The organism is Saonia sp., from assembly GCF_056326165.1.
This window is the reverse complement of the sequence record NZ_JBWFBN010000001.1, coordinates 261,690-274,251: the sequence shown is the minus strand read 5'-3', so window position 1 is coordinate 274,251 and position 12,562 is coordinate 261,690. Positions and strand designations below refer to the sequence as shown.

The following is a 12,562-nucleotide window of genomic DNA, read 5'->3' as shown; positions in this document are numbered from 1 at the left end:
ATATTAATTTGGCATCATTCGGATATACCGGATATAACCTTTCCCATCAACTTTATTCTTAATGGTAGCTGAATTTAGGTCTATCTCAGCATCAATGGTATAGTATTCCTGATTTTCCACAGCAGATTCAAAACGAATTTTATAGCCACTGTCAACTTGAGAGGCATCTACGGTCAAAGAAATAATGTTTCTTTGGCCATTGCCCACGGTCGCTCCCGCAATAGCATCAATATTCTCGTTTGTACCATGGCTAAAACCCCACCAATTTTTAAGGTCGGGGAACCATTCCGGGTCATCCCCTTGCACATAGAGGGTTTTTACATATTCTCCTTCGGCATTCATAAGAGAAACAACCACATAGGCTTTTTCTCCTGTATAGTTAGCCATCTGTATCATACACTTATAGGATACTGGGGATGGTGCTTGCATATAGGATGAAACGGTAAAAAAAACAAGGACCAATGTAACTATTGCTGCAGTGTGATTCAATAATCTTTTCATAGTTTAATTAATTTAGAAAATCCAAATTCACATTGGTTTTGGCCAAAAGTTCGTTTTCTTGGGCCAACTCGTATGCGGTTTCACCAAACTCTGTAGTTGAGTTGATATCCGCACCATTGGCAATTAGATACTTAAGAATTTCTGTGTCTGTAGATTTCATGGCCGCATAGTGCAAAACAGTGTTTCCTTGTTCGTCCTTTGCATTGATATCTGCTCCGAAAGCTTGCACTTTTTTAAGCAAGCCCAAATCATTTTTCTCCATGGCCATATGCCATACCGTTCTTTGGTCAGGTTGAGATTTCGTAAAGTCAATTCCAGCCGTTTTTAGGGCTTCAACTTTAGCATCAAAATCTCTGGGAACTCCTCTTGTATCAAATAAATAAAATACCAAGTTCCTTTTTTTACTGTCCACAGCATTTACATTGGCTCCCTTGGATATTAAATAGGAGACTACATCTGCATTGTTGTTTTGGATTGCTATGGATAGAGCTGTTTTTCCTTCTTTATCCATATGGTCTATATCCTCTGCCTTTTCCACAAAGTACTTTACGACGGTAAGCTTGTTTCTTTGGGCCGAGTTGCTTAAGGCCGTATTACCTTCTTTATCAGCGGTATTTGAATCAACGCCTTTGGCAGCGAAATAGTCAAATAATTTAATGTCGTCCGTAGTCCTTGCCAAATTGTGCAAAGGGGTAATTCCTTCTTTGGTGGCTACATTGGCATTAAGGCCTAAACCTTCCAAATACTGAAAAACCTCGAGTGCGTTACTGGAACCTCTACCGCCTTTACTGGCAAAGAATATTGCATTTTCTCCTGTTTCCTCATTCTTTTTGGTAGAAATGCCACGAGCAATCAATTGTTTTAAAATTTCAATATTCCCCCCTTGGGCGGCATAATGGAAAATACCGTTGCCGTGATCATCTGTACTATGGATATCCAAACCCTTTTTAACAAAGTAATCTACCAATTTTAAATCCTTTGCTCGAGAAATGGCAACCAAGAGTGCGTTTTTACCATGGTGGTCTTTTTCATTCTGCAAATCGGCACCTCCTGCAATAAATGCGTCATAAATAGCCGTGTTCTGCTGTCCTGTTGCGGCGGCAAAGGATATAGGTCCATATCCATGGGAATCTACTACATCTAATTTTGATCCCTTGTCTATCAAATATTTCACCAAATCCAAGTCTCCGCTAGATGCCGCCCAGAAAACATAGGTTCGTGAATCATGGGTTCTTTTGTTCACATCGTTGCCCTGATCCAATAAAAATTCAATGGTACTGATTGGATTTTTGCCAAAAATTGCAAAGGTAGTGGCATCGAACCCACCTCTATTTGCTACAGTAGGAGAATGCCCTTCTTTTATGGTCGCTTCTATACTGCTGATACTAGGTTGTTTTTCCCAGTAGTCCCTGTTCAAAAATGGATTTGGGTCTCGTGGAGCGTTTCGTTGCGCCATAACTCCTAAGGAAACAAACGCCAAAGTGAGAACCAAAACAAATGTTCTATTAAAATTATTTTTCATTTTCGTGAATTTTAGTTTCTAAATTATCAATACCATTACCGGGCAATAGGCCCGATAATGGTATTTCAAAGCTAATGATTTTATAGCTTTACCAAGCCCCTATAAAGTGGCTTCCTTCAGCATTAATAAGTTCGGCACCTTTGGTAACTTCACCTGTTTCGGTGTCAACGATATAAATATTTCCATTCTTCCCAACTGGGGCTTGTGTCAAGTAAATTTCGCTCCCATCAACCGCATATCCTTGGTATTGGAACAAGTAAAAATCTGCCTCGTACGGAATTTCGTCAATAGTTACGGCTGTCGTTGCATTTAGATCAACTAGGGCAAAGAAACCTTGCTGACCGGCAACACCTTCTTCTGATCCATCGTGGCGATAGGCCAAAACTGCTTTTCCGTTAGCAGCAGGTCTCCACGCCAATACGTAAGCACCGGTTACACCCAAGGCATCGTCCAGATTAAAATCATAAGAATCATCATATTGGTTGTCAGCAGTGATTTTTAGGATATGGGAACCTTCAGGGTCGCTTTGGTTAGCTTGGTAAACGGCACCACCATATTCAAAAGAATTAATACTACGGTAACCGTTGGTATTACCATGACTTATACCAGAAGTAATGATTGTAGGGTTCAACAATGAAGGGTAATCCACTACAATGGTTTTAGAACCTAAAATTTCATAATCACTATCTCTTTCAACAGTTTCAGGGTCAACCTTGCTTACACGTGCGCCTATATATAATTTATCTCCAGCTGCATTTAAGGTAGGCATGTCAATCCTTGAGATGTAATACCCCAAGGCCTCCTCTTCTTCAGACAAACCAATTTCATGTTCTTGGAAATTGTTGATTTGGGAATCGACTAAATTCAAAGTTACAATACCAATGGTCTGTCTTGTACGGATGTAGGTGTCATCAACCACATCATCCGGGGTACCATTGTCATCAACTTGGTGTTCGGTAGATACGTAAACGGCAGAACCCGTTTTGTCCCCATCAAATAACTTGATCCATCTTGGAGCAGTACCTACATAAGGTGCGATGCTTATCTCTGATCCTGTTTGTTCAAAATCATTACCACCATTTACAATATATTTACTGTAGTTTCCTCCGGTATCACCTGCGTAACTGATGTTGAAAATAGTATTGCCATCTTCCGAAGCCTGTAATCTGGCCGTTCTGTTGGATGGTGCTACAAAACCGTTGTTAAAAGGGTCTATTTGTACGGTTGGGTCTTTGGCCTCAGCATCAGTCACGGAATAGATTAATGTTCCTCCATTTCCATCACCAGGGTTATCGCCCATTTTGGCACCAGCTATTGTAATCCATCGGGATTCCTCTTCAGGGCATCCATTGTTAGCAGTTGTTCCCACCACTGAAGGGCATTCGTCACTTGCATCTGCAATACCATCGCCATCGGTGTCAACAATCACAGGGTTTTCCCCACCATTGTCATCACTGCTACAGGCAGTCATAAGTCCTATAGCTAAAAAAAGGACCATTAAAGTTTTAAAATTTAAAAAGGTACGTTTCATATTCAATTTGATTTATTAAGATTAAAAATTGTTGATTATATAATTAAGTTTCACATAAAAAGCTCTGCCCGGTTTTTGTACGGATAGATTGTCATAGACTGCTTGGTCAAAAATATTTTTGACATCGAAGCTTAGGATAAAATCCTTTTTAGGGAATGTATAACTCAACCCAAAGTCATGGGATATTTGTTCTGGAATTAAAAATTCTTCTTCGCCCGACGTATTTGTACCTGCGGCGAATTTGAAGGTAAACTCGTCGGTATAGTAGGCATTGTAAAACAGATTGATCAAAGAATTGGATTGAATAAAGTCTTTAAGGGTATACCGCAAACCCGCATTCATGGTAAACAAGGGCACATTGGGGACATTGCTTTTCAACCCCGAATTTACCGTGGTCAAACTCATACGGGTCAAGTTAAAGTTGAAGCCAAGGTTGTTATCGTACGTATAATTGAATTCGGCTTCAATTCCTTTGGATTCAGCAGTATTCTCTAAGTTCGTATATTGTATAAACTCATCACTTTCCCTAAGACCATCGGCATTTGCTGGTAACCCAATTCTGTTTTCAATATTACGGGCAAAGACGTTGGTTGTCAGGGTAAGCCCGTGTTTTTTAATGTAAAACTTTCCAAAACGAAAACCAATATTCAAATTATCACTAGTTTCGGGCTGAATGGTCAGGTTGGGAAGCAAGTTATCCCCGGCATCCCCAAAAACTTCGTTTTCACTGGGTAGCCGAATGGCTTTCTCTGCCGATAACAACAACGTAATTTCAGGAATAACAATGTAAGAGGAGGCAAACCCATATCCTGTATAATCCTTGTCACTTTCGTAAACCTCATCTATTACTTCAGTATTATCATCATTGAATACAGGTTTGGTGTTCAGCACTTTCTGTAAATAGTGTTTCCCAAAAACATTTAACTTAAACTTATCATTAAATGCATTGAGATCATAGCTCAGGGAAACTATGTTTTTGTACAAATCACTGGTTTGTTGAAAGGTGTTTTCCAATAGGGACACCATTTCATCACTGTCTTCCCTGTCTATGCCACTGTAAACATGGTTCAATAAAATTTTGTGGTTGTCGTTGATGGCATAGGTAAGACCAGATCGCACTGATGCTACATTACGAACAATTTTGGCCAACGTTGGGCCATTTTCGTTTTGGGAACCCCAAATATAATCAAGATACTCGCCATCAAACCCGACCAGTCTCTCCCCTGCCCAAGTATATGCTTGTGCAACTGTATCATTTATAGTGCGGTTACGCTTGCCGTAAACCCCATTGACGGTTAGGTCAAGTTTTTTAATAAAGAAATCCTTTTTTTGGTATGTTAGGTTTCCTAGAAAGGCATCCGACTCCAAAAATCGACCTTTGTACGGTGATATGGTCACAAAAGTACCGTGCTGTACCTCATTATATTCATCGGAGGCAGTAATGCCCACCAAAAATTGATTTGCCCAATTAACGTTGGTATATCCAAATTGTACCGTCCCTCCAGAAGAACGGTAGGCATCATTGAATCTTCTGGCAGTAATAGGCGTTTGTACTCCGTTGGGGGCAATATCCACTATAGTTCTACCTGAAATTTTATAATCATTATCCGAGTAGTTATGAAATGCGGATGCTTTTACGGTGAATCCGGATTTTTCCAATCTATAGGCGCCATTCAAATTAGTTTGTAAAGTGTTGAACGACCCATAGGAAGCGGAGGCGTTCAGATTGTTTCTGGCCCCATCATGAAGCTCAATATTAATGACCCCGCCGACTGCATCGCTGGACAAGTGACCAGGAACTACCCCTTTATAAACTTCAATATTCTTTATCATTGAAGGAGGGATGCTATTTAAGTTAAAGGAAGAACCGTAAACAGCAATTGGAATACCATCTATAAAAATACTGACTGAACGGCCAGAAAGACCATTTAAGCTGTATTGAACGTTTGAGCCCAAGCCCCCATTTTGACGTATTTTGACCCCGACCGTGGTGTTCAACAATTCATTGGTTTGAATGCTTCTAAGCCCAGCCTCCTTGGTTTCTATGGCATTTACTGCAAAACCTTTGGTTTCTATGGCCGTTTTGTTTGATTTACCGCTTACCGTTACCTCATCTAAGTTCTCGGCGGTTTCCCTTAAAGTAAAACCAATCTTAATATCTCTCGCACTTTCATTGATATCAATGGTCTTTGAGCTCGTACCGTAGCCGATAAAGGAAACTACGACCCTGTGCTTTCCAAATGGCACTTTACTAATGAAGTATGACCCTTTATCGTCTGCAACAACACCAAGTTTTAGATCTTCTATAATAACACTTGCATGAGGCAAAGGCTTTCCTAAAGCATCAATTACTGAACCCGATATTGTTCCTAATGCTTCTTGTCCTTGAGCAGATAAGAAAATTATGAGCAAGAATGCCGTAAAAAATATTTTCATATGAATAAAAAAAGTGTAATTATTTTTATTTAGATTTAGTCTAAATAAATAACTTTGCAAATCTAAAATAGAATTGCAAGGTGAAATACCGTGAAAAGAATTTTTATATACGCAAAAGGAAGTAATGGAGTCAACTTTAAAAAGCGATATTTTTAAGAATAGTATTTATAGAAAAAAATACAATAAGGACTTCTTGACCAAGAAACTGATTGAAAACAATATTATCGTAAATACCCCCCAAGTTTCAGGTGTAATCAAGGAGCTTCAACTCGATGGAATGTTTATTATTATTAACAATATGAACGCTCCAGGAGGCTATAGTATTCAAGTGTTAAATAATTTTCCAATGTTGAAATTGCATTTTGAAATTGCCGGAAACTATAAATATACCCCAAAAGAGCAGCATAAACCGCTTGTGCAAATATCAGATTTTCATTATAACATGTTTTACTTGCCAATAACAAATGGTCTTCTCGAATATAAGGGTTCTCCTAGACGCACGCTTGAAATTATATTCACTATTGGCTTGATTAAAAAACTAGCAGGGGACAACTATGATCAAATATTGAAAAGAATTAACAATGTAGTTGAAAAGGGTAAACCTTTTGTGTTCTGGAAACAGCCTCGTGCAATTTCTCCAGAATATGGCCAAATTTTGGAAGAAATCATAGCTTGCCCCTTAGCCAGTCATTTAAAAAAAACGTATCTACAATCAAAAATTACGACTCTCTTGGTTGATATATTAGTTGAAGCCAATGGGAAGTTGAGCCCTTATCAAAAAATTAATTTACCTAAAACCGACATAGCCAGTTTGAGTATTGTAGAGAAACATATAAAATCAAACCTAGGTAAAACTCTACCTATCAAAGAACTAGCTATTATAGCCGGGTTTAACGAATCAAAACTAAAGAGGGATTTTAAACTAGTCTATGATACTACAATATTCAAATACATTACAAGATTACGCATGGAAAAGGCAAGTGCACTTATACGTAACGAAGATTTTACGATAGCTCAAGCTGCTCATGAGGTAGGATATACCAACCCACAACATTTCACCAATGCCTTCAAACGAACGTTGGGTTATTTACCAAGTAAACTTAAAAAGTGATTTCATAAAGAATTTAAAAATTCCTGTCCAAAACCACATGGATTATATATCATCAACTAAGATTATAAAAATAGAACATATTTAATCCCCATATCTTACCCCTAAACTTTGCGCATGGATCCTGTGGGGTTTTTGTAGTGTTCAGGTAGATAAGCGTTGAGCAAAAACCCCATAGGGCGCACACTACTCTTTGTTGGCAGCAGGACTTTGTTTCTTTAACCACAAATTGTAATCTTCATAAGCCTCTGGGTATTCATTAAAATACCCTTGAAACTGTCCCATGGTTTCTTCTTTTCCTTCACTGTAATAAATCTCCTTTTCGTTTTCAAGTTTGATGTTCTGGTATCCAAAGTACCCCATGGTCAATACTGTTATTCCAGATGTTATACAAAACAGGATGAGAAGTACCTTCCCCCATTTAAGTTTCTTGTTTATTTCTTCTAGTTGTTTTTTATAATATATGGAAGTCACTTCTTCCCTGTTTATATAATTATTCATCATGGTTTCTATCCCTGAAGAATCTGCTGTGATTCTTGTGTTCCTTATATTCTCAGAAAGCTTTTCCAGTTTTGTTATTGACTTGTTGAACCCATCTATCTCTTCTGTCAACAGTTCCATTATGTCATCCAATTTTTTCATAGTGCTTTTCTTTGTTTGTTAAATCCCCATCCCATGGTCCAAGGCTTTTTTGATTGTCATTTTTATGGCCTTCTTGGCCAAGCTTGCAGCTAAATTGATACTGAGTTCTGTGGTCTTCCCCAATAGTTTGATAGTGTTGTTCTCTGGCAGTTCAATTCCTTTTTGGTTATTATTGGATATTTGTATGGCCAGTTTGTTGCCGGACATGGAACGGTGCACTTCGCTTCCCTTTAGGTTATGTCCCTTGTATTCAAACCTAAACCCTTGCAGCTTGTTTGATTTGTTGATACTGGGAATGACTTCTATTTCATTTTGCTTCATGTATTTAATGTATTGGTCAAAATCCTTTGGCCTCATTTCTGCCATGACTCGTTCATTGGCCTTTTTAATTTCATTTCTGATATTACTTATTTCGTTCAGCTTTTCTTGTTGTACTTCCCTTGCTGTGGTCAAACCCATTTCCTTGGCGACCTCATGGGCTACATGTTGGCTTTTTTTTCCAATGAAGCTGTCATTGTATGCCTTGCCATCAAAGCCTATCCTGTTCACGTACAAATGGACATGGGTATGTTGTTTGTCCCTATGGACAAATGCAATGCCTTGGTGTTCCTTCAATTCCATTTTCTTTATAAAACTTTGAGTAAGCTCTTTTAGTTCTTCTTTTCTCAATTTTTGTCCGTCCTCTATGGTGGGGCTCAGCACAAAACTCAGGGTGTTGTTCTTGCATCTTATGTTCTGCTCTTGGATGATTTTGAACTCGTCCGTAATTTCATTTGGAGATTCTCCTGCCAGATGTTGGGTATATACCATTTCGGCATCTTTCTCCTGGTTCCATCCGTAACTGATGGAAGCTCTTGTATGCGATATGGATTTTCCCTTACCTATCATTTCTTGAAATTGTATAAATGTGTTCGAATTTCTTCTGCCAATTGTTCTACTTCTTTTGCCAGTTTTGGATTGCGCTTTTTGAACATATTGCTGATGCTCTTAAAGTTGTTCTTATATTTAACCAACATGGCATAATGTTCCAATTGTTCTTTTGTGAGCCTTTCCACAATATTGTTCTCAAAAGCTGAACTCCTGCAATATTCCGATAGGGACATGCCTGCTTTTTTTGCCTTTATCTTGAGTAATTTCTTTTCATAGATGGAACATCTGAATTTGATATAGTCTCTTTTCATTTTTTTTGTTTTCTTTGCGACCATCGGGAGCAAAGCAAGTGGTCTTTGTGGCAACAAAGACACATCTTGAATTGCTCACTCAAACGGATAGATTAGCACAAACCATTTTCTTCTCATTTACATCTTTATAACCTTCATATTGGTTTGAATTATCAATACATTTTTTTGAATGTTCCATCAGTACTTTGGTCATTCTTTTTCCTGTTATATCATTATCCAAATAGAGCTCAACAGTATCATATTCACTACAAATTTTCTTTGCCCTTTCTATGAATGCTGTGGAGTTCAGAATCAGCAAATCATTGTTCTTTTCCAGTTCCATATTATCCTCCATTAAGGAAAGCATATCGAACATGCCCTCTGTTATGATGAGCTTTTTGTTTTCGTTTTTAATGTGGGCAATGTCTTTTGGTGAAGAGGAATTTTTATAGTATTTGTTCCGTAGTTCCCAACCGCCTGAATCATTTTTTAATCCAATGGCGAAATAGTTTTTCCCTTTATGGCGGTAATGCACCTCTTTGCACAATCTCAAAGCGGTCTTTAATTGAATCCTTCTTGATTGTAGATATTGGGTCAAAGCAATATGGGACAATTTCTTTATTTTAATGATTTGTATTAGATGCTCTGTATCGGGACTGAAAAAGGGCTGCTGGTGAAAAGAAAAAGAAGGTCTGTCTTCACTTAAAAACTGTAGTGCTTCTTTGACCGTGGATTTTGTGATTAGGCAAACAAGGTCAATGACGTTCCCGCCCATGCCAGCTCCATGGTCGTACCAACGGTACAACGTTTTGCAGACCTTTAAAGAGGCTTGGGTCTCTGACCTGAAAGGACTTAGGAACCAAGCTTCTTTTTCCGATTCCCTCTTGGGGAAATGCCCCAATCTTTTCAATGCCTCTAAAATTGAAAGATTGCGGGCTTTTTCACAACTTAGTTTTCCTTTCACTTTCATGAAAAGAATTTAATAAAATAAGCAAAGAAATAAACTAGGGAAAATAATTATTTGTTCACAAATAATTGACAATCAACAAGTTGATTCAATTTCTATTAAATAGAATAAACTATTCTGATTCTTCATTTTATTTAGTTTCATTAAATACTAAATGACACTAGTTTGAATATTAACAAATAGATGGTTTAATAGAAAAAACAGAGTTATGAACAATTAAATTTGAAGAAACAGAAAAATAAGGGCTTTAAAAAGTACAGATTGAAGAAAAATTGACATTCTATTTAAAAGCTGTTCCTTAAAACGTTTATTTTATGGATTCGTCAATTTATCAGGGGGTAACCTACAACAGAATAACCTCTATCGAATAGTCTCTCATCAAACGAAAAGAATGATTATACTATCCATTCATGGGATTATCTAAAAATGGTTGATGGTACAGCCTCTTACCAGTCGACTTATAGAATGCATTGGCCACTGCTGCAAAAATCGGCGGAAAGGTCGGTTCACCTAATCCTGTTGGATCAATGTTGTTCTGTACAAAATGGATATCAATTTCCTTGGGTACCTCAGTCATACGAATCATACGATATTTATCAAAATTCGACTTTTGTGGTACACCATCCTTAAAGGGAAGCTCACCAAAAAGCGCATTTCCAATCCCATCCACAATTCCGCCTTCACACAAGTTGGTAGCTGCATCTGGATTTATCACAATTCCACAGTCAATGGCACAAGTAACTTTTAGAATAATTGGTTTACCATTTTCGACCCTTACATCCAGAACTTGAGCTGCATAGGAGTTGTGGCAAAAATAGGCAGATACACCCCTGCTAAGACCAGTATCCCCATTGCCCCAATTCGATTTTTCCTTCACCAATTTTAATACTCCTGCATAGCGTTCCGCATCATAATCGTTACGTTCCCCGACGGGATTGTTTTTAGCTTGCTCTAGCAGTTCCAATCTAAAATCTATAGGGTCCTTCCCAGCAACTTCGGCTACTTCATCCAAAAAAGATTGTTCTGCACTGGCCATAAAGTTGGAGCGTGGTGCTCTAAAAGATCCTATCGTAATATTGGAATTTATTGTCCAACTTTCTGCTAGGTAATTCTCAACGGCTCCTGCTGGGAATCTGTTAGCATATAAAGGACTTTCAGGAATACCACCAGCATTTACATGTACCGCTGTTAAGTTATTGTCTGCATCCAATGCTGCTTTATAACACACATGATACGCAGAACGATAAATGCCTCCGGTCATATCATCTTCACGGGAATATACTAGCTTCACAGGGGCCTTCATTTTTTGGGAGATAAGTGCTGCCTCCACTGCCCAATGTGCGTAAGAGCGCCTGCCATACCCGCCTCCAAGTCGGGTTAATTGAATATCAATCTGCTCTTCAGGAATTCCTAATTGTGCAGCAATGGTGTGTTCTGTAAGTTCTGCTTTTTGTAATGGGCCAGCTAGTTGCGCGCTGTTTTCTTTAACATCAGCAAAAAAGTTCATCGGCTCCATGCAATTATGAGCTAAAAAAGGAGCTGTATAGGTACGTTCAATTATTTTGACAGCTTTTTTAAGTGCTGCCTCTGGGTTACCGTCTTTCCGTACTACAGTAGTTTTCTTGGTTGCCATTTTAGCCATTTCAGCCGTATGAATGTCTGTATTTTCCAATCCTACAGGTATGGTCATAGTAATTTGAGACCTACCATAAGGTACTCGTTCTTCAGAATATGTTTCAAAGGGTTCCCACGTAACTTGTACTGCTTTTTTGGCCTGCATTACTTCCCAAGTAGATGTACCCACAATGGCAACTACCTCAAGAAAGGTACAGGTGTCAAAATGCTGCCTTACATAATCATCGTTCAACACCTTAATAGGAAAAATATCGAGAATACCTGGCATTCTTTTAGCTTCGGCGTCTTCCATAGATTTAAATTGTAACCCAAATGCAGGTGGGTGTACAATCATTGCAGTAAGCATCCCATTTTGATATGTATCTATGCCAAACAATGGTTTACCGGTCACGATTTTTTGTCCATCAACATTCTTTTGGGAAGTCCCAATAATCTTAAAATCATCAATACTTTTAAGGGATACCTCTTCTGGAACAGGAACTTGGGCCGCTATGGATGCCATTTCACCATAAGATGCTGATTTTTTACTGGGTTCATGCATTATCACACCCTCGGAAGTGGTAATATCAGCAACAGGCACTTCCCAAATTTGCGCTGCGGCTTGTTTGAGCATTTGCCGTGCCGTTGCCCCTGCCGTTCTAAGTCCGCTCCAACCATGCCGTATAGCCTGACTACCACCAATGAATTGGCGCGTATACAGCTCCGTATTTAAGTGAGCTTGTTCTACAATGACATGTTGCCAATCAACATCAAGCTCGTCGGCCACAATCATGGGCATGGATGTTTTCACATTTTGTCCCCCTTCTGGATTGGGAGACATAATGGTCACCAAACCATTATCTCCAATTTTAAGATACCCGTTCATGTCAAACCATTCATCGGGCATTTCTAAAGGCAATAACCTTTCAACTTCTTTTGGTTTACAGGAATTTAACCAACTAAAACCCAAAACCAGACCGCCACTTGCCAAGCTTGTGTTTTTGATAAAGGCACGACGACCGATTTTGGTTTTTACGATGGTATTCATGATATTTCTTTTTAGTTCAAATTTTGGTATGCA

The 12,562-nt window shown here is 38.6% G+C and carries 10 protein-coding genes; 1 reads left to right on the top strand and 9 read right to left on the bottom strand.

Going from position 1 to position 12,562, the window contains the following annotated elements:
• Nucleotides 1–3: 3 nt before the first annotated feature.
• From AC000W_RS01175 to AC000W_RS01160, 4 genes are all read right to left on the bottom strand, one after another.
• Complete coding sequence (locus tag AC000W_RS01175) at nucleotides 4–501, bottom strand: DUF2271 domain-containing protein (protein WP_474745318.1); 498 nt, start codon at nucleotides 499–501, stop codon at nucleotides 4–6.
• Between the two features lie 7 nt (nucleotides 502–508).
• A complete protein-coding gene (locus AC000W_RS01170; RefSeq protein ID WP_474745317.1) occupies nucleotides 509–2,023 on the bottom strand; it encodes an ankyrin repeat domain-containing protein in 1,515 nt (504 codons plus the stop codon).
• An 88-nt stretch (nucleotides 2,024–2,111) separates the two neighbouring features.
• Nucleotides 2,112–3,554, bottom strand: coding sequence for a hypothetical protein (locus tag AC000W_RS01165; protein WP_474745316.1), 1,443 nt, complete (start codon nucleotides 3,552–3,554; stop codon nucleotides 2,112–2,114).
• 21 nt (nucleotides 3,555–3,575) lie between these two features.
• A complete protein-coding gene (locus AC000W_RS01160) occupies nucleotides 3,576–5,990 on the bottom strand; it encodes a TonB-dependent receptor (RefSeq protein ID WP_474745315.1) in 2,415 nt (804 codons plus the stop codon).
• 124 nt (nucleotides 5,991–6,114) lie between these two features.
• Between AC000W_RS01160 and AC000W_RS01155 the strand changes: the two genes are divergently transcribed.
• Nucleotides 6,115–7,101 carry a helix-turn-helix domain-containing protein gene (locus AC000W_RS01155; RefSeq protein WP_474745313.1) on the top strand — a complete coding sequence of 329 codons (987 nt, stop codon included), beginning with the start codon at nucleotides 6,115–6,117 and terminating at the stop codon, nucleotides 7,099–7,101.
• A 183-nt stretch (nucleotides 7,102–7,284) separates the two neighbouring features.
• On the opposite strand, the gene AC000W_RS01150 is transcribed toward AC000W_RS01155, so the two are convergent.
• The 5 genes from AC000W_RS01150 to AC000W_RS01130 form a co-directional block, all read right to left on the bottom strand.
• Nucleotides 7,285–7,740, bottom strand: coding sequence for a DUF6730 family protein (locus AC000W_RS01150; protein WP_474745311.1), 456 nt, complete (start codon nucleotides 7,738–7,740; stop codon nucleotides 7,285–7,287).
• 18 nt (nucleotides 7,741–7,758) lie between these two features.
• The gene (locus AC000W_RS01145; RefSeq protein WP_474745310.1) at nucleotides 7,759–8,628 is read right to left on the bottom strand and encodes a relaxase/mobilization nuclease domain-containing protein; all 870 of its coding nucleotides are present in this window, start codon (nucleotides 8,626–8,628) and stop codon (nucleotides 7,759–7,761) included.
• Nucleotides 8,625–8,921, bottom strand: coding sequence for a mobilization protein MbpA (gene mbpA, locus AC000W_RS01140; protein WP_474745309.1), 297 nt, complete (start codon nucleotides 8,919–8,921; stop codon nucleotides 8,625–8,627). Before mbpA ends, AC000W_RS01145 begins: the two co-directional genes overlap by 4 nt.
• A 79-nt stretch (nucleotides 8,922–9,000) precedes the next feature.
• Nucleotides 9,001–9,870, bottom strand: coding sequence for a toprim domain-containing protein (locus AC000W_RS01135; RefSeq protein WP_474745308.1), 870 nt, complete (start codon nucleotides 9,868–9,870; stop codon nucleotides 9,001–9,003).
• A gap of 397 nt (nucleotides 9,871–10,267) precedes the next feature.
• Entirely contained in the window at nucleotides 10,268–12,529 is a 2,262-nt protein-coding gene (locus AC000W_RS01130; protein WP_474745306.1) for a xanthine dehydrogenase family protein molybdopterin-binding subunit, read from the bottom strand.
• Nucleotides 12,530–12,562: the final 33 nt, after the last annotated feature.

What these genes read in the sequence shown, in the direction of transcription:
- AC000W_RS01175 (WP_474745318.1), bottom strand. Translation starts at nt 501, where the DNA reads ATGAAAAGATTATTGAATCACACTGCAGCAATAGTTACATTGGTCCTT.
- AC000W_RS01165 (WP_474745316.1), bottom strand. Translation starts at nt 3,554, where the DNA reads ATGAAACGTACCTTTTTAAATTTTAAAACTTTAATGGTCCTTTTTTTA.
- AC000W_RS01135 (WP_474745308.1), bottom strand. Translation starts at nt 9,870, where the DNA reads ATGAAAGTGAAAGGAAAACTAAGTTGTGAAAAAGCCCGCAATCTTTCA.
- AC000W_RS01170 (WP_474745317.1), bottom strand. Translation starts at nt 2,023, where the DNA reads ATGAAAAATAATTTTAATAGAACATTTGTTTTGGTTCTCACTTTGGCG.
- AC000W_RS01155 (WP_474745313.1), top strand. Translation starts at nt 6,115, where the DNA reads ATGGAGTCAACTTTAAAAAGCGATATTTTTAAGAATAGTATTTATAGA.
- AC000W_RS01150 (WP_474745311.1), bottom strand. Translation starts at nt 7,740, where the DNA reads ATGAAAAAATTGGATGACATAATGGAACTGTTGACAGAAGAGATAGAT.
- mbpA (WP_474745309.1), bottom strand. Translation starts at nt 8,921, where the DNA reads ATGAAAAGAGACTATATCAAATTCAGATGTTCCATCTATGAAAAGAAA.
- AC000W_RS01145 (WP_474745310.1), bottom strand. Translation starts at nt 8,628, where the DNA reads ATGATAGGTAAGGGAAAATCCATATCGCATACAAGAGCTTCCATCAGT.
- AC000W_RS01130 (WP_474745306.1), bottom strand. Translation starts at nt 12,529, where the DNA reads ATGAATACCATCGTAAAAACCAAAATCGGTCGTCGTGCCTTTATCAAA.
- AC000W_RS01160 (WP_474745315.1), bottom strand. Translation starts at nt 5,990, where the DNA reads ATGAAAATATTTTTTACGGCATTCTTGCTCATAATTTTCTTATCTGCT.